21 protein-coding genes and 1 pseudogene are annotated in these 22,597 nt (G+C 62.9%); 6 read left to right on the top strand and 16 right to left on the bottom strand.

Translation table 11 applies throughout. The annotated features are described in order from the left end of the window. The first annotated feature begins 183 nt into the window (after nucleotides 1-183). Nucleotides 184-1,125, top strand: a complete 942-nt coding sequence (locus QCE83_RS16890) for a LysR substrate-binding domain-containing protein (protein ID WP_309813084.1) — start codon at nucleotides 184-186, stop codon at nucleotides 1,123-1,125. Nucleotides 1,126-1,207: 82 nt separating this feature from the next. On the opposite strand, the gene QCE83_RS16885 is transcribed toward QCE83_RS16890, so the two are convergent. The 6 genes from QCE83_RS16885 to QCE83_RS16860 are packed head-to-tail and all read right to left on the bottom strand — an operon-like array spanning nucleotide 1,208 to nucleotide 5,847. Further along, nucleotides 1,208-1,630: a hypothetical protein gene (locus QCE83_RS16885; RefSeq protein WP_309813081.1), complete on the bottom strand. Its 423-nt coding sequence runs from the start codon at nucleotides 1,628-1,630 to the stop codon at nucleotides 1,208-1,210. Between the two features lie 4 nt (nucleotides 1,631-1,634). Next, a complete protein-coding gene (locus tag QCE83_RS16880; protein ID WP_309813078.1) occupies nucleotides 1,635-2,525 on the bottom strand; it encodes an amino acid ABC transporter permease in 891 nt (296 codons plus the stop codon). Beyond that, nucleotides 2,522-3,166: an amino acid ABC transporter permease gene (locus QCE83_RS16875; protein ID WP_309813074.1), complete on the bottom strand. Its 645-nt coding sequence runs from the start codon at nucleotides 3,164-3,166 to the stop codon at nucleotides 2,522-2,524. Before QCE83_RS16875 ends, QCE83_RS16880 begins: the two co-directional genes overlap by 4 nt. A gap of 13 nt (nucleotides 3,167-3,179) precedes the next feature. After that, nucleotides 3,180-4,016, bottom strand: coding sequence for a glutamate ABC transporter substrate-binding protein (locus QCE83_RS16870; RefSeq protein ID WP_309813071.1), 837 nt, complete (start codon nucleotides 4,014-4,016; stop codon nucleotides 3,180-3,182). Between the two features lie 59 nt (nucleotides 4,017-4,075). Further along, a complete protein-coding gene (locus tag QCE83_RS16865; RefSeq protein WP_309813068.1) occupies nucleotides 4,076-4,834 on the bottom strand; it encodes an amino acid ABC transporter ATP-binding protein in 759 nt (252 codons plus the stop codon). Beyond that, a complete protein-coding gene (locus QCE83_RS16860) occupies nucleotides 4,825-5,847 on the bottom strand; it encodes an asparaginase (RefSeq protein ID WP_309813066.1) in 1,023 nt (340 codons plus the stop codon). The genes QCE83_RS16865 and QCE83_RS16860 overlap by 10 nt, the downstream gene beginning before the upstream one ends. A gap of 100 nt (nucleotides 5,848-5,947) precedes the next feature. Here QCE83_RS16860 and QCE83_RS16855 point away from each other — a divergent pair. Continuing rightward, nucleotides 5,948-6,919 (top strand): annotated as a pseudogene (locus QCE83_RS16855) (LysR family transcriptional regulator); the annotation flags it as partial. Between the two features lie 256 nt (nucleotides 6,920-7,175). On the opposite strand, the gene QCE83_RS16850 reads toward QCE83_RS16855, so the two are convergent. Both QCE83_RS16850 and QCE83_RS16845 read right to left on the bottom strand, forming a co-directional pair. Continuing rightward, entirely contained in the window at nucleotides 7,176-7,799 is a 624-nt protein-coding gene (locus QCE83_RS16850; RefSeq protein WP_309813064.1) for a glutathione S-transferase, read from the bottom strand. A 202-nt stretch (nucleotides 7,800-8,001) separates the two neighbouring features. Next, complete coding sequence (locus QCE83_RS16845) at nucleotides 8,002-8,919, bottom strand: LysR family transcriptional regulator (protein WP_309813061.1); 918 nt, start codon at nucleotides 8,917-8,919, stop codon at nucleotides 8,002-8,004. A 115-nt stretch (nucleotides 8,920-9,034) separates the two neighbouring features. Here QCE83_RS16845 and QCE83_RS16840 point away from each other — a divergent pair, with 115 nt between their 5' ends. Then, nucleotides 9,035-9,787 carry an SDR family oxidoreductase gene (locus tag QCE83_RS16840; RefSeq protein WP_309813059.1) on the top strand — a complete coding sequence of 251 codons (753 nt, stop codon included), beginning with the start codon at nucleotides 9,035-9,037 and terminating at the stop codon, nucleotides 9,785-9,787. A gap of 61 nt (nucleotides 9,788-9,848) precedes the next feature. Beyond that, nucleotides 9,849-10,559, top strand: a complete 711-nt coding sequence (locus tag QCE83_RS16835; protein WP_309813057.1) for a pirin family protein — start codon at nucleotides 9,849-9,851, stop codon at nucleotides 10,557-10,559. Nucleotides 10,560-10,613: 54 nt separating this feature from the next. Here QCE83_RS16835 and QCE83_RS16830 read toward each other — a convergent pair whose 3' ends face one another. From QCE83_RS16830 to QCE83_RS16805, 6 genes are all read right to left on the bottom strand, one after another. After that, nucleotides 10,614-10,994 (bottom strand): hypothetical protein, encoded by a 381-nt coding sequence (locus QCE83_RS16830; protein WP_309813054.1) that lies wholly within the window; start codon nucleotides 10,992-10,994, stop codon nucleotides 10,614-10,616. Between the two features lie 109 nt (nucleotides 10,995-11,103). Continuing rightward, nucleotides 11,104-11,955: a carbohydrate ABC transporter permease gene (locus tag QCE83_RS16825; protein ID WP_309813051.1), complete on the bottom strand. Its 852-nt coding sequence runs from the start codon at nucleotides 11,953-11,955 to the stop codon at nucleotides 11,104-11,106. Nucleotides 11,956-11,964: 9 nt separating this feature from the next. Beyond that, on the bottom strand, nucleotides 11,965-12,924 hold the full coding sequence (locus QCE83_RS16820; RefSeq protein ID WP_309813045.1) for a sugar ABC transporter permease: 960 nt from the start codon (nucleotides 12,922-12,924) through the stop codon (nucleotides 11,965-11,967). 75 nt (nucleotides 12,925-12,999) lie between these two features. Next, entirely contained in the window at nucleotides 13,000-14,265 is a 1,266-nt protein-coding gene (locus tag QCE83_RS16815; RefSeq protein ID WP_404984939.1) for an ABC transporter substrate-binding protein, read from the bottom strand. Between the two features lie 46 nt (nucleotides 14,266-14,311). Next, nucleotides 14,312-16,252: a beta-galactosidase gene (locus tag QCE83_RS16810; protein ID WP_309813042.1), complete on the bottom strand. Its 1,941-nt coding sequence runs from the start codon at nucleotides 16,250-16,252 to the stop codon at nucleotides 14,312-14,314. A 9-nt stretch (nucleotides 16,253-16,261) separates the two neighbouring features. Beyond that, nucleotides 16,262-17,413 carry a sn-glycerol-3-phosphate ABC transporter ATP-binding protein UgpC gene (locus QCE83_RS16805; RefSeq protein ID WP_309813039.1) on the bottom strand — a complete coding sequence of 384 codons (1,152 nt, stop codon included), beginning with the start codon at nucleotides 17,411-17,413 and terminating at the stop codon, nucleotides 16,262-16,264. A 198-nt stretch (nucleotides 17,414-17,611) separates the two neighbouring features. Between QCE83_RS16805 and QCE83_RS16800 the strand changes: the two genes are divergently transcribed. Further along, a complete protein-coding gene (locus QCE83_RS16800) occupies nucleotides 17,612-18,673 on the top strand; it encodes a LacI family DNA-binding transcriptional regulator (protein WP_309813036.1) in 1,062 nt (353 codons plus the stop codon). 489 nt (nucleotides 18,674-19,162) lie between these two features. After that, nucleotides 19,163-19,855 carry an alpha/beta family hydrolase gene (locus tag QCE83_RS16795; protein ID WP_309815414.1) on the top strand — a complete coding sequence of 231 codons (693 nt, stop codon included), beginning with the start codon at nucleotides 19,163-19,165 and terminating at the stop codon, nucleotides 19,853-19,855. A 459-nt stretch (nucleotides 19,856-20,314) separates the two neighbouring features. Here QCE83_RS16795 and QCE83_RS16790 read toward each other — a convergent pair whose 3' ends face one another. Next, on the bottom strand, nucleotides 20,315-21,130 hold the full coding sequence (locus QCE83_RS16790) for a GntR family transcriptional regulator (RefSeq protein WP_404985213.1): 816 nt from the start codon (nucleotides 21,128-21,130) through the stop codon (nucleotides 20,315-20,317). Between the two features lie 115 nt (nucleotides 21,131-21,245). Next, entirely contained in the window at nucleotides 21,246-22,541 is a 1,296-nt protein-coding gene (locus QCE83_RS16785) for an MFS transporter (protein ID WP_309813030.1), read from the bottom strand. Between the last annotated feature and the right edge of the window lie 56 nt (nucleotides 22,542-22,597).

Below are 22,597 nucleotides of genomic sequence, written 5' to 3'. Positions count from 1 at the left end.
GCGCGGCGGTTAAAACAGCTTTCCCGCCGTGGCGAATATGCGTGCCATCCGGAATGCGCAAGCAGAACTATCCGCTGGTATGGCGTGCATATACGCAAGCATGTGCCCGGCACCTCAACGGACGCTGGAGCCGCCGGCGCTTTGCACCTAGTCTTTTTTATAGACTGAATCGTGAGGTGCGAGATGGATCAGCTTTACATGTTGCGGGCATTCGTGGCGGCCGCGCGGTTCCAGAGTTTCAGCAAGGCCGCCGAATCGTTGAATGTCAGCACGGGCTCGATATCGAAGGCAATTGCGAAGCTCGAAGCGTGCATGCAGACGAGAGTCCTGCTGCGAACGACGCGATCCGTCTTTCTGACCGACGCCGCACGGCCGTACTTCGTCACGTGCAGCCGTCTGCTCCAAGAACTCGATCAGGCCAACCGGCGCATCTCGCAAGAGCGGGAGTTCGATGGCGGCAGCCTTCGACTGGCGATTCATCCCACGCTCATGAGCGGCAAATTCGCGCGGCTGTTGCGCCATTATCGGCGCATTGCACCGCACATCAGGCTCGCGATTGCCGTGGAGGAGGGGCCGGTCAATCTCTACGGCGGCCGCTTCGATCTCGCGATGCTGCCGTCGCATCTGGTCGAGCAATCGACGGTGATCCGACGCACGTTATTGAGGTCGACGTCGATCCTGGTCGCTTCACCCGCCTATATTGCCGAATATGGCTTGCCCCAATGTGCGGCGGATCTCGCCGGACATTTCCTGCTGGTTCATCACGGCGCGAGAGCAAAAAGGCCTGGGATGGTTGAACTGGATGAGGAGGGGAGCAAGGTGGTGGTAGCCCCGATATCCTCGATGGAAGGCGACGAGGTGCTGCTACGCGCGGCAGCAATGTCCGGTATGGGCATCGCCATTCTGCCCGATACGATGGTCCGTGAAGACATCCATGCGAGGCATCTCGTGCAGCTGCTGCCCGGATGTACAGGTTCGAGCGGCAGCGTCGAAGTATGTCTTTTCTATCCTCACCGCGAACTGTTGCCTGCACGGCTGAGAAACTTCGTCGACTGTTGCATCGACTTCTTCAGAACCGCAACCGATAGCCCGGACGAGACGCAATGTCTCGAACAGGTGAGGTAACAGCGCTTTGCTCAGAACGCCCCGTTTTGAAAGCGTGCTTCGCTTTCAGGGGCAAGTTCGATCCGTTAAAAGTGTGACACGCTCAAATCGAAAGAACCACGGCAGCGGTTCCTTCAACCTGCGTAAAGGTCCGAACAAAGCGATACAGCTGATCGCCGATCTGAATGCGATTCGGCCCGGATGACGTCAGCTTCAACATTTCATCCGCGATCTCACGGGGCACTTTTCCGACTCGGCGAAGCTGCTCTCGCGGCCCGGACGGGTCACCGAGATAGACCGTGCACACCTCCGGCACATGCCGAATCAGCACCACGCTCGTCGCCTCGTCGAGCGCACGCTCCAGTACCCCGGCAAGTGCTTGCAGGGCCTGAATACTCTGGCTGTCGCCAATATCGGTCGTCTCGTTACCTTGTGCCATGTTGAGCCCCTGGAAAAACAGACATCGGCGATGTCCATCCAGCTTCTTTGCCAGGAACCAAACATACCACGGGGCGCTGGGGCGCATCTCCTCACGCCTTGTTGGAGTCCACAGCGGTGACAATTTCGCCGCCTTCGAGAACCGGCTCCCGCAAGGCGGTCGATTTCCCCTTGCGTACGGCTCCGCGATTCTGGCGACGCACGACCCATCGTTTCAGGAACAGCAGCGCGGCGCTGACGCATCCATACATCACGGTCACGATGAACGCCGCCTGCAGCAGCGACTCGGGCGCATAGCTCGATATGTCCTGCGACCGGTGCAGCAGTTCGTCGTAAGGGATCACATAGCCGAGCGACGTGTCCTGCACGACGGCCAGCAACGAGCTGATCAGCGCCGGCAGCATGTTGCGCAGCGCCTGCGGCAGCACGACGTGCAGCATCGCCTGCCACGGACGCATGCCCAGTGCCAGCGCCGCTTCGCGTTGTCCGCGCGGCAGCGAGAGAATGCCTGCGCGCACCACTTCCGCGGTGAGCGCCGCGTGATGCAGCGCCATGGCCACGACGAGAAAGCCGAGGGCAGGCCAGTCGAAACCCAGGGCGGGCAGCTCGATCACCATGAACAGGATCAGCAACAACAACGGCACGGCGCGGAACAATTCGACATACGTGCCCGACAGCGCGCGCACCCAGCCGCGCGAGGACAACCTCCCGAGCGCAAGCGGGATGGCCAGTACGAATGCAGCGAGCGCCGAGCACAGCGCGGCCTGGAGGGTCGAGACGAGTCCGTCGAAGAGGAATTTCGCGGTGCCCCAATGCCAGAAAATGGCCCACTTCGGCGCCTCGAACTGTCCGCTCGATTCGAGCCGCACGCCGATCGCCACCAAGAGACCGAGCACGGCAACGGCGCTCACGATCGAAAAGACTCGCTGGCGGCTACGCGCGATGGGACCCGGTGCTTCGTAGAGCGCGGTGGTGCGCTTCATCGCGCCACCGCCATGCTGTGTTCGATGCGACGCATGAGAAGGCCGAGCGGCACCGTGAGCGCCATGTAGGCGAACATCGCGGCGGCGAAGGTGGGCACGGCTTGCGCGGTTTCGAAGTTGATCCGCTGGGCCGTGTAGGTGATGTCGAACACGCCGACCGCCGCAGCGATCGACGATGCCTTGATCTGATTGACGAAGAGATTGCCGAGCGGCGGTATCACCGTACGCACGGCCTGCGGAAGCACGACGTTGCCGACCACCTGCGTAAAGCGCATGCCGATGCTGCGCGCCGCTTCGATCTGCCCGGACGGCACCGCGTTCACGCCGGCGCGCAGGACTTCGGCGACCCACGCGGCGGTGTAGAAGCCGAGCACGAGGATGGACGACGTCGTGAGCGAGTACATGAAGCCGAGCTTCGGCAAGCCGAACACGAACAGCAGCAGAAGCGCGAGCAGCGGCGTCATGCGCATCACTTCGATGTAGGTCGCCGCGAACCAGCGCAGCGGCGCCAGCGGTCCGATGGCCATGACCGTCAGTGCGATGCCCAGCACGAACGCCATCGCGAAGGACAGCAGCGATAGCTCGATCGTGACGCCCATCGCTTCGACGAAGCGCCACGCAAACGAATGAAGAGGGTCCATGGATGCGCGCGAATCAGCGTTCGATCGTCGGCACCTGCGGCTTGCCGAGCGTACCCTCGAGGTTCTTCGCGTAGAGCTTGTCCCAGGTCCCGTCCTTGATCGACTGCTGCAGCTGCGCGCTGATCCACTCGCGGAACTGCTCGTCCTGTTTCGCTACGCCGATACCCCACGGTTCCTGCGTGAACGGCTTGCCGATGATGCGAAACTTGTTCGGCTGACGCATCGCTTCGCCCGCGAGCGTGGCGCCATCGTCGACGTAGGCGTCGAAGCGGTTGTCGGCGACGCCTTCGACGCATGCCGCGGTGTCGTTGAAAGTGACGAACTTCGTCTGCGGCGCGATCTTCCTGACGTTGTCTTCCACCGTCGTGCCGTTCAGCACGCACGCGGTCTTGCCGTTCAGATCCTGCGGAGCCTTGATCGAGGTATCGGCACGGCGCGTGAGAATGTCCTGGCCGGCCACATAGTACGGCCCTGCGAAGCCGATGACCTTCTTGCGCTGATCGTTGATGGTGAGCGTGGCGATCACGACGTCGACACGGCCGTTCTGCACGAACGGGAGCCGGTTCTCGGTCGTCGTCTTGATCCACTCGACATTGTCGGGCGAGCCCGTGAGCCGGGTTGCGAGCAGGCGCGCGAGATCGGCTTCGAAACCCTCCGTGTTGCCTGACATCGGATTGCGTACCGAGAACATCAGCGTGTTCAGCGAGGTCCCGACCACGAGCTTGCCGCGCTTCTGGATCTTCGCCATGGTCGAGTCGGCGGGGAAGGTCTCGGCGTGAGCGGCCGTGCTTGCCGACAGCCACGCGCTCGCGGCGCATGCGGCAATGACGACGATCGACTTGAGTTTCATGCGCTTGTCTCCGTGCTGTTATGGTTAAGCGGCCTCATGGACGCTTCAGTATCGGAACTTCAATGCTCCAGGATGCGTGACAGGAAATCGCGGCCGCGTTCGGACTGCGGCCCCGCGAAGAACGAACCGGGCTGCGCCACCTCGACGATCCGCCCGGCATCCATGAAGACGATCCGGTCCGCCGCCTGGCGCGCGAAGCCCATCTCGTGCGTCACCACGATCATCGTCATGCCGCTCTTCGCCAGTTCGAGCATGACCTGCAGTACTTCGCTGACCATTTCAGGATCGAGCGCCGACGTGGGTTCGTCGAACAGGATCAGCTTCGGGTTCATCGCCAGCGCGCGGGCCAGCGCGACGCGCTGCTGCTGACCGCCCGACAGTTCCGCCGGCGCGGCATCGGCCTTGTGCGCGAGACCGACGCGCGCGAGCAGCCGCCGCGCCTCGGCTTCGGCGGTCGCGCGCGGCTGGCCGAGCACCTTGCGCGGGCCCATCGACACATTCTCCAGTACCGTGCGGTGCGAGAACAGATTGAACGACTGAAACACCATGCCGATCTGCGCGCGCATCGCGGCGAGCGCGCGGCCTTCTTCAGGCAGCCGCTCGCCGTCGATCAGGATCTCGCCCGCATCGATCGTCTCCAGCCGGTTGATGCAGCGGCAGAGGGTGGACTTGCCGGAGCCGGACGGTCCGATCACCACCACGACTTCCCCGCATCCGACTTCGAGATCGACGTCGAACAACACCTGCTGTGTTCCGAACGACTTGTTCAGCCCCCGCAGCGACACGAGCGGCCTCTCCGGGTGCGCGCTCACGCCCATGTGAGTTTCACCGTCGACTGAAGCTGGCCCACGGCCGCGCCGCGCACGTTGCGCAGCACCGGATCCGCCCATTTTTCGAGTTGCGTGCCCGCGGTGACGAGCGGCAAGTCGAGTTGCCTGAGCACGGCGATGGTCGTGGCATAGACGGCGGCAAAATCGCCGTCGGCGATCTTCACCGCCACGCCGATGCCGCGGCTGCGCACGCCGATCGCATGCACGCCGTCAGCGCCGACTTTCGTGACCCAGTCGCCATCGTGCGATGCCTGCGCGAGCGCCAGATCGCAGCGGCCCGTGCCGGACACCATCTCCGGATGCGCGGCCATGGCTCCATAGATGCGGGCGAGGGACGCGTCCGTTTCCGCGCCCGAGGGCGACGTGCCGGCGGCGAGCCGCGCCCACATGCGCGCGAGCCGTTCGAGCGGCATGCCGTAGTTCGGGGCGCTGCATCCGTCGATGCCGGACCACATGTCCGCCTCGGGCATGTCGGCGAGCGCAGCGACCTCGCGGGAAATCGCTCGCTGCAGAGCGTGTTCGGGTTCGAGATAGGAGTCGCGGGCGTGACCGTGCAGCGTGCAATAGCCGAGAAAGCCCGCATGCTTGCCGGAGCAGTTGTGGTGACGCTGATCGAACACACTGCCGCGCGGCGGCAGGTTGTGCTCGCCGTAGACGTCGGGCATGTGCACGCCGCAGCGCAGATCGGACTCCGCCGCGCCGATCTTGTCGAGCATGCTGGACACCGCGTCGAAGTGGAACTGTTCGCCGCCATGGCTCGCGCACGCCAGCGCAAGTTCGGCGTCGGTGAAGCGGAAATGGCCGGGACCGCCGTCGCGCACGAACGGGAGCGCCTGAAACGGCTTGAGCGTGGAGCGCGAGAAGACGCTCGCGTGCGGGTCGCCCGCGTAGGCAAGCAACGCACCGTCCGTGTCGACGACGGCCACCGAACCCCAGTGAATGCGTTCGACATGGGTGTTGCGGCTCGCGATGGCAAGCGGGACATGCGAGGGAAGGGTCATCGGGTCTGGAAAGTGAACACGGTAGTGCGAGTTTAATTATTGCAAAAAACTGTGTTCAGGCGTAATTTCGAAAACCGTTTTGCATGGGGTGCAACGCCAGATGGTCCGAAAAAAAGCACAGGAAACCGGCCTCGATCATCTCGGCGCCATGCGCGCGCTCGTGCGCGTCGTCGAGCTTGGAAGTCTGTCCGCGGCGGCGCGCGAGCTCAAGCTGGCGACTTCCACGGTCGCGCGCAAGATCACGGCGCTCGAAGATATGCTGGGCGTGCCGCTGTTGCATCGTTCGACGCATCATGTCGCGCTGACCGAAGCCGGCAATCTCTATCACTCGCGCGCGGTCTCGATGATCGCGGACCTGGACGACACGCTGCGCGTCGTCGCTGAACTCGATGCCGCGCCGAGCGGGCCTCTGAAGCTGACTGCGCCGGTCGCCTTCGGCCGACGTTACCTTGCGCCGCTGGTGACTCCGTTTCTCGTGCGCTATCCCGGCATTCAGCTCGATCTGCGTCTCACCGACAATCACAACGACATGGTTGCAGGCGGCTTCGACCTCGATATTCACGAGGGCGAGAACTACCTCGATAACCTGATCGTTCAGCCGATCTCGCGCAACGACAGCGTCCTGTGCGCGGCGCCTGGCTACCTCGCGCAGCGCGGCCGGCCCGTGACGCCAGGCGATCTTGCGCAGCACAACTGCCTGCGCTATCTGCATCCGGAGGGCGACCCGCGCTGGCATTTGTCGAAGGGCAGAAGCACGCAGTCGATGCTTCCGCAAGGCAACCTGCAGTCGGATCATTCGGAGTTATTGCTGGAAGCGACGTGCGCGGGTCTCGGCATCGCCGAATTCGAAATCTGGCTGGTCCGCGATCTTCTCAAGGATGGCAAGCTGGAACTCGTGCTTCCTGCCTATCGGCTCGACAACGCGTTGACCGGACGCATGATCTACATGGCCTATCTGCCGAACCGGCGGCTTTCGACGAAGGTTCGTGTACTGCGTGAGTTTCTCACTGAACATCTATTGGGGATTGGGGAATTGCCTACGGATTTGGCAAATGCGCGAGATCCTGCGGCTACGAAGCGGCCGCGGTCAAATGTTGCCAAGCCTCGCGTCTTGCGAACGGCAAAGGTCAGGAAGGAGCCTTGATGGAGGCCATGAGGCGAACGTGATAAGGGTCTCCGACGTCGCGCATGAACTCAGCGGCATAATTAGACATAATCATCATGATCAACTTTTTTGGTGTAGATCCTGGATTCAAATCCCAAGCGGCCAGTCGCGCATCCTGAAAGCGGCCATACAACTCAAGCTCATTCAGACCTGCCGCCGACAGTCATGGCAACCCATTCTTGCAATAAGTCGCAAACCCACGACATCCAGCCAAGCGCTCAAAATATTTCGACACGGCCGGAAAATGCGGATGTTCAAAGGGAGTACTGAACCAACGGTTCACCGACAGTCCTATGGCAATGTCCGCGAGCGAAAAGTCTGTCCCGGCGACAAAGGCATCTGTCATTTCGATCTGACTATTCAGTACGTGCATGTGCTTGGTCCAGTTCCTGATCGAATCGGCTATATGGTCCGGCTCCTGGTGAGAGGCGGATCGCCTGACTAAACCCAGGAACGCGTAACTCCATGAGCGATTCAGATCCGTAGACTGCCAGTCCATCCATTGATCAATCCGCGCTCGTGCCAGCGCGTCAGATGGATAGAGAAACTGGCCGCCATATCGTGATGCAAGGTAACGGATAATCGAGTTCGACTCCCAAAAAACGAAGTCTCCGTCCCGGATGACCGGGACGAGGCCATTGGGATTCAAGGCAAGGAATTCCGGCGTGTTGGTTGATCGAAAACCCGTTCCCCAGTCCTCTTGTTCAAAGGGAAGTTGCAACTCCGCACACACCCAGAGTACCTTGCGGACGTTGATTGACGATGCTTTTCCGAGAATTTTCAGCATGCGGGCGCCGTTGGAGATGTGGAACCGGTCAGTTTAGGCCAGCGGAATCGTCGCCTTATTGTAGCGTCCGGCCCAGCGGTAATCGCCTGCCCCCGACTCCGACCTCATCCTCTGCCCCTGCTACTCGGCATTCAGCGAATGGTGAAGTCTTTTGACGCGTTGTCGCTTTGTTTGTCGGTCGATGGGTTCGTTCATTCCGCCCCTACGACACTTGATTCCAGACCGGCTTCGACAGATGCTGCGCGAAGTAATCGGCCAGCGCCGTGACCTTGGCCGGTCGCGCGCGCGCCGACGGCGTCACGAAAAACAGTCCGCCTCTCGTCAGGTGCCAGTCCGTCAGAATCGTTTCAAGGCGCCCGTCCGCCAGATATTCACCCGCGATGAACTCAGGCAGTTCCGCTATGGCGAGCCCTTCGAGCAGCATGGGCAGCAGCGCGTCGGAGTTCGTCACCCGCAGCGGACCGACAGGCGTAATCGGCTCTTCGTCGCCTGCATCGTTCACGAATCGCCACACATCGCTGCGCGCGCGGTATGCATAAGACAGGCATGGCCTTTCGACGAGCTCGCGAGGATGCATCGGACGACCGTGGCGCTGCAAATACCGGGGAGACGCGACGACCAGTTGCGACATCGGACACAGGCGTCTGGCCACCAGCGACGAGTCCGGCAACGCGGCGATCCTCAACGCCGCATCGAAGCCTTGCGCCACGATATCGACCGTGGCATCGGACAGATGCAGGTCGATCGACACCTCCGGACAGACCTCGAAGAAGCCCGGCAATAACGGCGCGACCCAGCGCAAGCCGAACGACATGGGCACGGCCAGACGCACAAGGCCACGCGGCTGAACCGACATCTCACGGGCCGCGTTTTCCGCTTCCTCGGCTTGCCGGTAGATGTCTCCGGCTTTCCCGGCGATCGTTCCGCCGAACTCGGTGAGCGCAAGTTGCCGCGAGGTCCGATTGAACAGCCGCGCGCCCAGCCGCTCTTCCAGCCGCGCGACACCCCGCGAGACAGTAGCGACCGACACGCCCATGGCCCGAGCGGCCGCCGCAAAAGAGCCCTCTTCGGCCACCTTGGCAAACATCGCCAGCCCTTCAAAATCCGGAAATCGGTTCATTTCATTTTTGCAATGATGGTTTGCAGGCGATTCTATTTCGAAAAGATCGGTGCGTCGATATTCTTCTCACATCGCTTCAACGAAGCACTCAACCAAACCCTCAAGGAGAAACACCATGGCAGGCAAGCTCGAAGGCAAGATCGCTCTCGTCACCGGCGGCACCAGCGGTATTGGCCTCGCGACGGCCAGGCGCTTCGCGGCAGAAGGCGCGCATGTGTACATCACCGGCCGTCGCCAGGCTGAACTCGATGCGGCCGTCGTGGAAGTCGGCAACGCCACGGGCGTACGCGTCGATTCGTCGAAGCTGGAACAGCTGGATGCGCTGTATGCGCAGATCCGTGAGGAGCAAGGCCGGCTGGATGTGCTGTTTGCCAATGCAGGTGGCGGCGCGATGATCCCTCTCGGCGAAATCACCGAGGCGCACTACCACGACACCTTCGACCGCAACGTGAAAGGCACGCTCTTTACCGTGCAGAAGGCGTTGCCGCTTCTGTCGAAAGGCGCATCGGTCATTCTCGCCGGGTCGACGACGACCATCGAAGGCACGGCGGCGTTCAGCGTCTATTCGGCATCCAAGGCCGCGATCCGCAACTTCGCGCGCAGCTGGATTCTCGACCTGAAGGACCGCGGCATCCGCGTCAACACCATCAGTCCCGGTGCGACCAAAACGCCCGGTCTGGTCGAGCTTGCCGGGCCGGACGCTACCCAGCAGCAAGGCTTGCTGGATTACCTCGCGTCGCGCATCCCGCTGGGCCGTGTAGGCGACCCGAACGAGATCGCTGCCGCGGCGCTGTTCCTGGCATCCGACGACGCGAGCTTCGTAAACGGCGCAGAACTGTTCGTCGACGGCGGTCAGGCGCAAGTCTGAGGCGGCTTCCTGATGTGGCAAGGCGAGGCTGCGTTGCCACACGCGTCTGACGAGGAACGCCATGATCGAGCACCGCCCCTTTGAAACACTCGGGCGTATCGAGCGAGACTGGCTCGACGCACGCCTGCATTTTCGCTTCGGCGAGATCGGTCCGCCGGAGCACTCGGCGCTCGGCCCGCTGTATATCTGGAACGACGATACGTTCGCGGCGCAGTCAGGCTTTGGCATGCACGCGCACGCGAACGTCGAGATCGTGAGCCTGGTGCGCTCCGGCGCGATCACGCACGAGGACAGCTTCGGCAACACGGGTCGCATCGAGGCAGGCAATGTCCAGGTGATGAGCGCCGGACGCGGTATCCGGCATGCCGAGCGCAACGAAGAAAAAGAGCCTGCGCAGCTGTTTCAGATCTGGTTGACGCCGCGCACTCGCGACGCCGAACCGCGATGGGCCCGGCGAAGCCTTGGTCTGGGCCACACTGAGGCAGGCTTCGTCATCGTTGCGAGCGGTGCATCCGCCGACATCGACGCCGGCGCGCTGCCGATAGATGCCGATGCCCGCCTGCTGGTCGCGGACATGCGCAAGGGACAATGCCTTGCGCGCGCTTTGGCGAAGGATGCGCAGGCCTATCTCGTGCCCATGACCGGGCGCATACGCGTGAACGATGTCTGTCTCGCAGCGCGCGATGGCGCGGCGGTGCGCAACGAAGCGGCGCTGTCGATCACTGCATGCGACCACACAAGCATCGTGCTTCTGGAGACGCTCGACGGCTGATGCGTCTTCGGGACAGCGCTGGCACTCAACATGCTTGACCCGCGCCCGCGCTCCTCAATACGCCCACCAGCCAGGCCCCCACAAGCCCCAGTTCCAGGCCGCGTTCTCGTTCATTTCGGCGTTCATGCGTTCCTGATCGAGGAAGCTCTGTTGTAGTTGGTCGCGCTTGTACGTGTCCCATGCAGTTTCGTCGCCGATGTACAAGCACCCACACGCATAAGGGTCTGCGTACACGAAGACTGGCTTGCCATCCTTGATCTTCTGAACCACGCGATTCGGCGGCAAGGTTTTCAGTTGTTGGCGCTGTTGGTCCGTCGTGACCGGGACGATGTGGAACCCGGCGGCTGACAACAGATCGTCTTTTTGAGTGGCGCGCTGGGCCGGGGTGGCGCATGCCGTCATCAGCAGGCACGCACCGAGAGCCGTCAAAAGCATAGGCCATCTGCGAATCATGATTCACCTCGAATGGGATAGACGAACAAGACCCACAGACTAACGAGAGATGCTTAGGTGAGAATGACAACCTGGAGGACAGTGTCCCCGCTCACCCCTTCGTCGCCCCGAACGTCAGTCCGGCGACGAAATGCTTCTGCATCGCGAAGAACATCGCCACCGACGGCAGCGCGGCCAGGATCGACCCCGCCGACACGAGATTCCACGCCGTCGTCCACTGACCCTTCAAGGCCGCGACACCGACCGTGATCGGCGCGGCATCATCGCCTTGGGTGAGACACAAGGCCCAGAAATAATCGTTCCACACGAAGGTGAAGACAAGGACCGTAAGCGCCGCGAGCGCCGGACGAATCAGCGGCAGCACGATGCGGGTGAACACCGTCCATTCGCTCGCGCCTTCGATGCGGGCCGCCTCGATCAACTCGAACGGCAGCTGGCTGATGAAATTGCGCAGAAACAGCGTGCAAAATCCCGTCTGAAACGACAGATGGAACAGGATCAGCGCGCCCACCGTATTGAACAATCCGAGGCTCAGCGAGAGATCGCGCACCGGAATCATCAGAATCTGGATGGGCACGAAATTGCCCGCGACGAACGTGGCGAACAGCGCCGTGTTGCCGGGAAAACGATAGATCGCGAGGGCGAAGCCCGCCATCGCGGCGAGCGCGATCGCGCCGAGCACCGCCGGCACGGTAATGAGCACGCTGTTCATGAAGTAGTGCAGCATCGGCGATGCGGTGAGCGCCTCGCGATAGTTGGCCACGAGCGAGATGTGCTGCGGCCAGCCCCAGTAATTGCCGAGACTGAGTTCCTCGCTCGAACGCACCGACGTCACCAGCACCGCGATCATGGGCAATAGCCAGATCAGAAGCGCGATGGGAAGCGAGAGTTTGTACAGGCGCCGGTTGAGCGGCTTCCACTTCTGCACGGGCATCGGATACATGCTCGCTCCTTAGCGTTCGTTACGCAGCATGCGCCGCAAGTGATAGACGATATACACGAGCATGATCGCGAACAGCACCACCGCAATCGACGCCGAATAACCGATCCGGTAATACTTGATGGCCTGGTCGTACATGTAGTACGCGAGCACCGTCGAGCTTTCGAAGGGACCGCCGCCCGTCATCACCGAGATCAGATCGAAGCTGCGCAGCGCGCCGATCACGGTCACGACGATCGCCATGAAGGTCACGGGGCGCAATTGCGGCAACACGACATGCCAGAGCATCGTCCAGCCCTTCGCGCCTTCCATGCGCGCCGCTTCGAGTTGCTCGCTGTTGAGCGCCGTCAAGCCGGTCAGATACAGAATCATGCAGTAAGCGGTTTGCGGCCACAGCGCTGCGAAGACGATGCCGAACGTCGCATAGCGCGCGTCGCCAAGCACCGGCACGCCGTGTCCGAGAATCACCGCCAGCAGACCGAAGGTCGGATCGTAGAACCACGAGAAGATCAGCCCCACGACCACGCCCGACAGCACGAACGGCGCAAAGAACAGCGACTTGACGATGCGTATGCCCGCCACCGCCTGATTCAGATAGAGCGCGACGGCCAGACCCATCGGCGGCGCAAGGAGAAACAGCGCGAGCCAGATGATGTTGTTCTTCAGCGCGGTATAGAAGGTCGGCGCCTGAAACAGTTCGATGAAATTGTCCAGGCCGACGAAGGCCGGTTCCGTCATGCCGTCCCAGTTGTAGAAGCTGAGCCGGATCGACGAAAGAATCGGCCATATGACGTAGACGGCGACCATGACGCACGCGGGCGCGAGAAACAGCACCGCTGCCTTGCGTTGCCTGCGCGCCGTCGGCGATGGTCCGCGCCGCTTCGTTCGCGAATGCGGCGAACGTGGCGGATGGGACGCATCCGGCTCGCGCGGCTGCGCGTTGACGTCCTGACGGGTGGCGAAATGCGGCACGACGGCTCTCCTTCTCCTTTCTTCGCGGCGGCGGCGCGCGGCTTCGAGCCGCCGCGCGCCGGCTTGCCTTCGACCTTACTTCTTGTAGATGCGCTTGCGCGTCTGTTCGAGCTGGGCCAGGATACTGTCGAGCTTCGACGGATCGGAGACGAACTGCTGCATGCCCTTCATGCCTTCGTCGGCCATTTCCTTGGTCATGTCGCGATCATAGAACTGCGCAATGCCGCCCTTCGTGTTCGACAGGATCTGGAAACCGATCTTCGAAATGGGATCGTCCGGCTCGGGCGACTTGCTGTTCGCCGAAAGCGAGCCCAGCCCTTGCGCGAGCTTTGCGCCCATTTCCGGCGTTTCCACGAACGCAAGAAACGCGTGGGCATCGGCCTTGTTCTTGGCCTTCGCAGGAATGTGCAGCGATTCCACCGGGCCGTCTTCGGCGGTCGGCACTTTCGGGTCGATGATCGGGAACTGGAAGTAGCCCATCTCTGGCTTCACGTTCGCGGGGAAGCCGCCCGTGATGAACGTGCCCATCAGCATCATCGCGGCCTTGCCCTGGAACAGGAAGGGCTGCGCGGCATCGAGATCGTAGGACAGCGAGTTGTCGATGAAATCCTTATCGTCGAGCAACTGCTTCCACGCGAGATAAACCTTCTTCACGCGCGGATCGGTGTAGGGCACGTTGCCCGCCATCAGCTGCTGATGAAATGCGTTGCCGTTCAGGCGCAGATCGAGATAATCGAACCAGCCGGCAAGCGTCCACGCATCGCGCCCGCCGACGGCGAACGGCGTCACGCCCGCTGCTTTCAGCTTCTTGCACGCGTCCATCAACTGGTCCCAGGTCTTCGGCTCTTCCGTGATGCCGGCCTTCTGAAACAGATCCTTGCGATAGAACAGACCCCACGAGTAATACACCGTGGGCGCGGCATACTGCTTGCCGTTGTAGCTCGACGATTCCTTGGTCGATGCATACATGCCGTCCCAGCCGTTCTTCTTCCAGTCGCCGCTCAGGTCTTCGAACAGGCCGCGCCGCGCGTAGTACGCCATGCGCTCGCCGTTGTGCCAGTTGACGATATCGGGCGCGACCGTCGACAGCCAGCCGGGCAGTTGCACCTTGTAGGCTTCCTCGTCGATGAACGACACTTTCACGTCGACGTCGGGATGCGCCTTCTTGAAGGCATCGACGACTTCCTGCCATACCGCGCGCTGACTCGCGCCCTTGAACGCGATGTTGATCGTCATCGTTGCGGCCTGCGCCGCTCCCGTGGCGAACGACGTCACGCCCATCGCCAGCGCGAACGCCGTCGCGGCGATGCGCATGCGTGTCTTGAGGCTGCCTGCTGTCATGTCCTGTCTCCTGTTGATGTTGTGTTTTTTGTACGGCCTTCGCTTGTCAAGCTCGATAAATCGCCACGCCTTGCGGTTCTACTTCACGCGAACCGATGATGAAACGGTCGCCGCCAATATCGTCGATGGTGTAGGGCTCGTTCGAATAATTGAAGACGTAAGTCAGCCCGCCACGGCGGCTCACGCGGATACCGTCCGCAAGCGGCGTCGGCGCCAGCCCCGCTTCTTTTGCAATGCGGGCGAAGAGCGTTTGCGTGAGCGCTTCGTCGAACAGGCTCGTGAAGTAATGCACCTTGTCCGCCTGGACATAAGCGGGATGTTCGTCCGCGAAGCGCGCGTGTACCGTCGCTTGCCCCGGTTCGATCAAGTCGCGCCAATGACGCGCATAGCCGCCCTCCACCGCTTCCGTCACGTTCGGCCGCATCGATTCGACGCGCCATACGCGCACCGGAAGAATCGAGGACAGCGAACCCGGCGGCAGGTTGGACGGAATCTGCACGCTCCCGGTCTTCGATCCGCAGCGCGGCCCGAACACGACCTGCGCGCCCGATGCCTTCAGCCGCGCGGCGAAGTCATCGGGGACGATGGGCAGCGGCGGCACGACGATCATCGCGTAGCCGTCGAGCGGTGCGTGCGCGGACACGATATCCACGTCGAAGCCGAGCGAGCGCAGTGCCGAGTAATACTCGAACGCAAAGCGCGGATAGAAAAAGTCCGCGCCTTGCGGGTGAATCGCGAACAGCCACTTTGCGGTGTAATCCCAGATGAGTGCGATCTTGCCGTGCACGGGCGCGTTGGCATCGGCGTGTGCTTCGACGCGGGCGATTTCCTCCGCGACACGATGCGCTTCGCTGCCGCCCACATCGAGGCGGTTATCGGACGTGTTAAGCCCCGCGTGCATCTGCTCCTGCGCGAACGGCGCCTGCCGCCATCTGAAGTACGACACGCAGCCCGCGCCGTGCGCGAACGCTTCCCACGACCACACGCGCACCATGCCCGGCAGCGGCGACGGATTCCAGTGTGCCCAGTTGACCGGCCCGGGTTGCTGCTCCATCACCCAGAACGGCAGCTTCGACATGCCGCGATACACATCGTGATTGAACGAGGCAAAGTCCGGATGACCGGTGCGCAGATATTTCGCCTTCACGTCTGGCGCGTACCACTGCTCTTCCAGCGCGCCGAGCGGATAGCTGTCCCACGTGGCGATATCGAGATCGGCCGCGACGTCGTAGTGATCGAACTCCGTGAACAGCTGCATGAAGTTGTGCGCGACAGGCCGCCCCGGCGAATGCGCGCGGATGATCTTCACCTGCATGCGGTTGTAGCGCGCGACTTCATCGGAGGCGAAGCGCTGATAGTCGAGGCGATGCGACGGATGCGCTTCCGTTACGGTGGCGACGGGCGCATCGATCTCGTCGAAGCTGCGATATTCCATGCTCCAGAACACGGTGCCCCACGCGCGATTGAGCGCATCGACGCTGCCGTAGCGCGCCTTGAGCCACTGACGAAAGCGCTGCACGGCCGCTGGCGAATAGCTGACCACGGTGTTGTGGCATCCGTACTCGTTGTCCGTCTGCCAGAACGCGACCGACGGATGCTGGCCATAGCGCTGCGCCACCGCCGTGCAGATCGCGCGCGACGCCTCGAAGTACGACGGCGACGAGAAGTCGTAATGACGCCGCGAGCCGAACGCGCGCGGACGGCCATCGGCGCCGACGGGCAGCACGTCCGGATGCCGGTCGATCAGCCATTTGGGCGGCGTTGCCGTCGGCGTGCACATCACGACCTTCAATCCCGCCGCGCCGAGCACGTCGATCGCACGATCCAGCCAGCCCCAGTCGTATTCGCCCGGCGAAGGCTCCATGCGGCTCCACGCGAACTCCGCGATCCGCACCTGTTCGATGCCGAGCGCCTTCATGCGGCGCGCGTCATCCTCCCACATCGTTTCCGGCCAGTGTTCGGGGTAATAGCAGACTCCGAGACGCATCAGTTTTCCTTATAGGGTGTGGGCCACGGCGGCGAGCGGTTTCACGGAGAAATCATCCTGGGTAAAAAGATGGCAGACGTCCGGGCGCGCCACGAAGCTCACGCGCTGGCCGCGGTCGACCTGCACATTGCCCGGCACCTTGGCGATCAGCACGCCACGGTCGGGCTGTTCGAGATGCACGTAGCTGTGTTCGCCGAGATGTTCGGTCAGCGAGACCGTGCGCGTGAGCGTGCCGCCCGCGTCGCGCGCATCGCCTGCCGACAGTTCCAGATGCTCGGGCCGCACGCCGACCGTCACCGGCTCGTTCTCCTGCAAGCCGGTTCCGTCGACGGCGACACGCATCGCTTCGCCCGTCTGCACGAGCGTCGCCGTGACGCCTTGCGCGTCGACCGCGCTCACGGTCGCAGCCAAGAAGTTCATGCGCGGCGAGCCGATGAAGCCCGCGACGAAGCGGCTCGCAGGCCGGTGATACAGCTCGAGCGGCGCGCCCACCTGCGCGATGCTGCCGTGGCGCGCGGTGTCGGCGCCGGCGTGCAGCAGCACGATCTTGTCGGCGAGCGTCATCGCTTCGGTCTGATCGTGCGTCACGTAGACCACGCTCGCACTGGCGAACTGCTTGTGCAGACGTGCGATCTCGATGCGCGTCTGACCGCGCAAGGTGGCGTCGAGATTGGACAGCGGCTCGTCGAACAGAAACACGCCGGGTTCGCGCACAATGGCGCGCCCGATCGCAACGCGTTGCCGTTGTCCGCCCGACAGCTCGCGCGGCTTGCGTTCGAGCAGCGCGTCCAGTTGAAGCACGCGCGCGGCCTCGCGCACGCGCGTGTCGATTTCGGATTTGGATTTTTTGGCCAGCTTCAGGCCGAACGACATGTTCTCGTAGACGCTCATGTGCGGGAACAGCGCGTAGCTCTGAAACACCATCGCCACGCCGCGCTCGGCCGCGGGCACGTCGTTGACCTCGCGTCCGCCGATCAGCAGGTCGCCATCGCTCAGGTCTTCGAGACCCGCGATCATGCGCAGCAAGGTGGACTTGCCGCAGCCCGAGGGGCCAAGGAACACGCAGAACTCGTTTTCGCCGATCTCGAGATCGACATCGCGGATCACCGGTGGATTATTCCCGTACGCTTTCTGCACGCCTCGCAACGAAACACTCGCCATTGCATGAACTCCGTGATTTAATCGGTCCGGCACGGAGATTAAGCGCTTAACCTTGCGTACGAAAAAATTGCTGCAAGTGCAGCATACGTAAGGTTGTCTCCGTCAAATCGTTCTGGTGTTTCGCGCATAGTGCATGGCCTTCCTGGACGATGCAAATGCTGAACATGTCTCCCACATACTGACCTCGCCTTCCGAATCATGTCCACGCTCAGCCAGGTCGCGAAGCATGCGGGCGTCACGGCCGCGACGGTGTCGAACGTGCTGCGCAACCGCGGGCGCGTCGGCGAGGAAACGCGCCGGCGCGTCCTGGAAGCGGTCGCCGCGCTGAATTATCGCCCTCACCTCGCGGCGCGCGCGCTCGCGGAGGGACGCGCGCCGACCCTGGCGCTGATGGTCTCCAGCATCGCCAATCCGTTCTATCCGGAGTTCGCGTTGGCGGTCGAACGGGCCGCGCGCGAGAGCGGGCATTTCGTGATCATCTGCAATACGAATGAAGATCCGCTGACGGGCCGCGCGTACCTCGAACAGATCGCGGGGACGTTGTCGGAAGGCGTGCTCGTGATGAACGCCAATCTCGATTTCGACGACTTGCATCGCACGCAGGCCGGCGGCACGCCCGTCGTGCTGTGCATGTGGGAGCGGCCTGCCGATCCGCCCGCGCTGCCGTGCGTCGCCGTCGATTTCGAGCTGGCGGGAAGGCTCGCCGGCGAACATCTGATCGCGCTGGGACATGAGCGCGTCGGCGCGATCGTCGGCAGCAAGCCGATGGGCATTCATGCATCGCGCTACGACGGTTTCGCCGATGCCATGCGCCGCGCCGGTCTGGAAGTCCCCGCCGCGAAGGTGCTGCACGCGCCCGACACCGTGCAGGGCGGGTACGCTGCGGCGCTCGCGCTGCTCGATCGCGACCCCGGCATATCGGCGATTTTCGCGACCAACGATCTTCCGGCGCTCGGCGCCATCGACGCCGCGGCGGATATTGGCCGCGCCGTGCCGCGGGATCTTTCCGTGGTGGGGATCACCGATATCCAGCTGGCGCAACAATGGCGGCCTCCGCTGACGACCGTCGCCGTGCCGACCGTCGAAGCGGCGAGCCTGGCCGTCTCGCTGCTGCGTGAGTTGATTGCGCAGCCCGCGAGTCTCGCGAACCGGATGCGCGTCGCATCGGAACCGCGTTTGATCGTGCGTGGCTCGACGGCGCCTGTCGATCGGGCGAGGGCCGGCAATGCAGCGTGCCCGGGCCGGCCGTCTCCGATATGACCTGCGCGTGCCGGGCCGACGCCGTCGACGACCGATGCAACGTCACGAGGGACTTGATGATGAGCGGTCGGTGCTCAAAGTGACTGCCCATCTACAGCAAGCTCGCCAAAATTGATCGTTGGCGAACGGGTGTCGTCCGTCATACACGCAGAAGCCTTTGCTGTCGCTGCTGTCGCGGAAGGTTCTGACACGAGCGTTGCGAGCGGCTTGAATAAACCCTTCCTTGTGACTTTGATTGCAGTGCCGTAACAGCTCGCTGACAATATCGCAGATGTATCAAAGCGCGGATTTCGTTGCGGCCCGCAGGTCGGGCTTGTGGTCGTCAACAGACACTTCGCGACTGCGGCCCCGTTCACGATGAGCGCGCTCCATGGATAGGCTGGCAAGCTCGACCTGCCCAATGCCTTTCCGGAGGCCTCCACAGACTTGCCCCGATGGCTCATTGATGCAGAATCAGCGCAAACGCCACAACGACACGAACTGAATATGATGGACGACCCAGAATCGCTTTCCCTGGCTCTGCCCGACGGCACTAACGTCTCCGCGCTTCTCCAAGTGCCGGAGGACGCGCGAGCCTTATATGTCTTCGCGCACGGGGCCGGGGCGGGTATGCAGCATGCCGGCATGTCGACATTGGCAGACGCGCTTGCGGCGGCCAATGTCGCTACATTGCGCTACCAGTTTCCGTACATGGAGCGCGGCTCCAAGCGGGTCGACTCGCCCACCGTGGCACATGCTGCCGTGCGGGCAGCCGTCGCAGAGGCCCGCCGGAGGCTGCCAGCCCTGCCGCTCTTCGCGGGCGGCAGGTCGTTCGGCGGCCGCATGACGTCCCAGGCCCAGGCCATCGCCCCGCTCGATGGGGTACGCGGCCTTGCTTTTGTTGCGTTCCCGCTGCACCCGGCAGGCGCGCCCGGCATTGAGCGGGCACAGCATCTGGCAGACGTCACGGTGCCGATGCTCTTCCTGCAGGGAACGCGCGACAAGCTGGCCGAGCTGCACTTGCTGAGGTCGGTCGTCGACACGCTGAGCCCACGCGCCGCGCTGCATGTGGTGGACGACGCGGATCATTCGTTCCACGTGCGCGCATCCTCCGGCCGGACCGACGCGGAGGTCGTGCTCGAACTGGCACGAACGATGTCGGCGTGGTTCTTAGCCGAAGGCAAGTTCGCGCGCCTTACCTGAGCAAGCGCAGGAGTGCCTGTAGCAGAGTCGGGACGGCGAGCCGGCGAACTCGCCGTACTGCACTCGGTCGCTCAATCCCTTCGCTAACGGTGGATGGTCTGTCGCATAGCCACGAGAAGCGACAGCTGTCGCGGCGGCGACGTTTTCCCAGAGCAGAATAAATAAGTTTGTCAGATCCGCGTGCGGTGACCCGCCCCCAGTATCGCGGAAGGCATCTGCCTTGGTTTGGTCGGCGTCGATCCGTGGGTGGTCGCTTAGGGATGTGGAGGCCACGGTCGCAGCGTGGGAGACGGTGCAGCTGCTCGAACGAGCAAGCGACAAAGGGGCCGTGCGGCCCATCAACCCGTTCGCCCGGTGACGCCAAGTGTTCTGGCGTCCGCTCGCACTAAAGAATGCCCGGCGCTCGCGCGAAAACCGATGCAATGTGCAGGGTGAAAACGTTTCATCTCGGGTCTACCCCTACTCCGACAGCGGCACCGTCTCCCTTTCATCCGCCTCGAACCAGTTCGGATTGCGCGCCGCGATGGGACCCAGCGTCACCAGGATCTCCCTCAGATGCGCGCGCATGGCCTGCTCGGCAGCATCCGGATCGTGCGACCGCAACGCGGCAAAAATCTTCGCGTGTTGCCGGATGAGATGATCCAGCGGCGAATCGTCCGGCAGACTCAAATAGCGCACGCGATCCATCTGCGCCTTGATGTCCTGAATCGTCTCCCACGCGGCGCCGCAATCGATCGTCTGCGCGATCGTGAAATGGAACGCCTCATCGAGCGCCAGAAAAGCAGCCGTGTCATTCGCCTTCGCGGCGACCTTCTGATCGCGCAGATTGTCGGCCAACAGCTTGAGTTGTTCGTCGGTGATATGTACAGCGGCTTTGCGCGCGACCGCGGTTTCGATCGCCTCGCGAATGAAGCGCCCTTCGCGCACGCGCCTCGGTGAAATACGCTTCACGAACGTGCCGCGTTGCGGCAGCACCTGAAGCACGCCCGCTTCCACCAGCTTGATGAACGCCTCCCGCACCGGCTGGCGCGAGACATGAAACATGTCGGAGACTTCCTTCTCCGACAGCGGCGTGCCGGGCATCATCTCACCCACGAAGATCGCCTGGCGCAGCGCGCGATAGATCTGCCGCGTAATGGGCTCAGGCGAATCCAGCGACACTTGCGCGCGCAGGTCAGGCAGCGTAACCGCCTCCGCGTCCCCCGCGCCCAGCCGGCGACGCCCGCGTTTGCGCGCCGGACCTGCATGTTCGGCGCTGCCGGCGTGGGGCGACATCGTGTCGTCGGATTTCGAGGCTTTCATGATGCTCAATGCGGTGGGGAAGGTATGCCTTGCCGCCATACTACTATGTTTCATTGCCGTTCCGGACGCATGATCGCGCCTCGCGGCGTTACGCCGTGCGGGTCTGCGCCTCGCGGCTCGCCTGCTTTCTCGGCTCGCGAATGAAGACGAACGCACACAATGCGCCGAGCACGGCAATACCGCCCGCCAGCACGAACGCCGCGCCATAGGCGCCATGCGCCGCTTCGACGATGAAGCCCGTCACCGCCGGCCCGATCACGCCGGCGAGATTGGCCAGGAAATGCACGAAGCCGCTCACGCTTCCAACGCGCTCGCGTCGCACCGTGTCCTGGATCACGGCCCAATAGACCGAGCCGGTGACATACAGAAAGAAGATCGTCACCGACATCAGCGCGACGGCCCCCTGCGTGGTCTGCACGCGGCCTGCAAAGCCGACGCACAACGCCGCCATGCCCAGACACACCGACAGCACGATGCGCCGCGCCAGCAGCGGCTTGCCCGTGACGCGCAGGATCGCATCCGTGATGAAGCCGCCCGCCGCCAGCCCGATGCTGCCGAGCAGCCAGGGAATCACCGTCGCAATGCTCATGTCACGCAGGGACATGTGATGCGCTTCGGTCAGATACGTCGGGAACCATGAGAGGAAGAAGAACAGCACATAGTTGTAGGAGAAGAAAGCGAACGCGGTGGCGAGGATGATCGGCTGGCGCAGATAGAAGCCCAGACGCGCGCCGCCCTGCCCGGTCTGCTCCTTCGATTCACCGAGGGCCTGCCCCGCCACGATCAGTTCGAGCTCGTCCTTCGACACGCGCCGGTTGTGTTGCGGATGCTCGGTCGTCGTGAGCGCCCACAACAGCAGCCACGCGAAGCCGATCAGCATGATGATGACGAACGCCCAGCGCCAGCCGAACTGCACGGCCATATAACCGACGATCGGACCCGCCAGCGCGCCGCCCAACGGTGTGCCCGAATTCAGCACGCCGATGGCGCTCGCCACTTCGCGACGCGGAAACCAGTTGTTGATCATCTTGCTGTTGGATGAACTGAATGGCCCTTCACCCATCCCGAACAACACGCGCAATACGATCAGCGAGACCAGACTGCTCGCGAGCGCCGTCGCGCCGCAGAACAGCGACCAGATGCCCATGGCGCCACCGAAGACTTTCTTCGCGCCGATCTTGTCCGACAACACGCCGCCGACGAAATTGAACAGCGCATAGCCGACAAAGAAGCTGCTGAACACCACGCCCATCTGCGCATGCGTGAAATGCAGGTCCTTCTGGATCAGCGGCGCAGCGATCGACAGCGCCGCGCGATCCAGATAGTTGATGACGCCCGCGAGAAACAGCAGGCCGACGACGAACCATCGCTGGCTTTTGATCATGTATGTCTCCTGTGCGCCGCGCGTTTGTGTTTATGTTGAATGGGCGGCTCGTGTTG

Source organism: Caballeronia sp. LZ034LL (assembly GCF_031451215.1).
In the GTDB taxonomy this organism is placed as follows: domain Bacteria; phylum Pseudomonadota; class Gammaproteobacteria; order Burkholderiales; family Burkholderiaceae; genus Caballeronia.
Note: the sequence above shows the minus strand (reverse complement) of the source record. Positions and strands in the feature narration are given on the sequence as shown.

What these genes read in the sequence shown, in the direction of transcription:
- QCE83_RS16890 (WP_309813084.1), top strand. Translation starts at nt 184, where the DNA reads ATGGATCAGCTTTACATGTTGCGGGCATTCGTGGCGGCCGCGCGGTTC.
- QCE83_RS16885 (WP_309813081.1), bottom strand. Translation starts at nt 1,630, where the DNA reads ATGCGCCCCAGCGCCCCGTGGTATGTTTGGTTCCTGGCAAAGAAGCTG.
- QCE83_RS16880 (WP_309813078.1), bottom strand. Translation starts at nt 2,525, where the DNA reads ATGAAGCGCACCACCGCGCTCTACGAAGCACCGGGTCCCATCGCGCGT.
- QCE83_RS16875 (WP_309813074.1), bottom strand. Translation starts at nt 3,166, where the DNA reads ATGGACCCTCTTCATTCGTTTGCGTGGCGCTTCGTCGAAGCGATGGGC.
- QCE83_RS16870 (WP_309813071.1), bottom strand. Translation starts at nt 4,016, where the DNA reads ATGAAACTCAAGTCGATCGTCGTCATTGCCGCATGCGCCGCGAGCGCG.
- QCE83_RS16865 (WP_309813068.1), bottom strand. Translation starts at nt 4,834, where the DNA reads ATGGGCGTGAGCGCGCACCCGGAGAGGCCGCTCGTGTCGCTGCGGGGG.
- QCE83_RS16860 (WP_309813066.1), bottom strand. Translation starts at nt 5,847, where the DNA reads ATGACCCTTCCCTCGCATGTCCCGCTTGCCATCGCGAGCCGCAACACC.
- QCE83_RS16850 (WP_309813064.1), bottom strand. Translation starts at nt 7,799, where the DNA reads ATGCTGAAAATTCTCGGAAAAGCATCGTCAATCAACGTCCGCAAGGTA.
- QCE83_RS16845 (WP_309813061.1), bottom strand. Translation starts at nt 8,919, where the DNA reads ATGAACCGATTTCCGGATTTTGAAGGGCTGGCGATGTTTGCCAAGGTG.
- QCE83_RS16840 (WP_309813059.1), top strand. Translation starts at nt 9,035, where the DNA reads ATGGCAGGCAAGCTCGAAGGCAAGATCGCTCTCGTCACCGGCGGCACC.
- QCE83_RS16835 (WP_309813057.1), top strand. Translation starts at nt 9,849, where the DNA reads ATGATCGAGCACCGCCCCTTTGAAACACTCGGGCGTATCGAGCGAGAC.
- QCE83_RS16830 (WP_309813054.1), bottom strand. Translation starts at nt 10,994, where the DNA reads ATGCTTTTGACGGCTCTCGGTGCGTGCCTGCTGATGACGGCATGCGCC.
- QCE83_RS16825 (WP_309813051.1), bottom strand. Translation starts at nt 11,955, where the DNA reads ATGTATCCGATGCCCGTGCAGAAGTGGAAGCCGCTCAACCGGCGCCTG.
- QCE83_RS16815 (WP_404984939.1), bottom strand. Translation starts at nt 14,265, where the DNA reads ATGACAGCAGGCAGCCTCAAGACACGCATGCGCATCGCCGCGACGGCG.
- QCE83_RS16810 (WP_309813042.1), bottom strand. Translation starts at nt 16,252, where the DNA reads ATGCGTCTCGGAGTCTGCTATTACCCCGAACACTGGCCGGAAACGATG.
- QCE83_RS16805 (WP_309813039.1), bottom strand. Translation starts at nt 17,413, where the DNA reads ATGGCGAGTGTTTCGTTGCGAGGCGTGCAGAAAGCGTACGGGAATAAT.
- QCE83_RS16800 (WP_309813036.1), top strand. Translation starts at nt 17,612, where the DNA reads ATGTCCACGCTCAGCCAGGTCGCGAAGCATGCGGGCGTCACGGCCGCG.
- QCE83_RS16795 (WP_309815414.1), top strand. Translation starts at nt 19,163, where the DNA reads ATGGACGACCCAGAATCGCTTTCCCTGGCTCTGCCCGACGGCACTAAC.
- QCE83_RS16790 (WP_404985213.1), bottom strand. Translation starts at nt 21,130, where the DNA reads ATGTCGCCCCACGCCGGCAGCGCCGAACATGCAGGTCCGGCGCGCAAA.
- QCE83_RS16785 (WP_309813030.1), bottom strand. Translation starts at nt 22,541, where the DNA reads ATGATCAAAAGCCAGCGATGGTTCGTCGTCGGCCTGCTGTTTCTCGCG.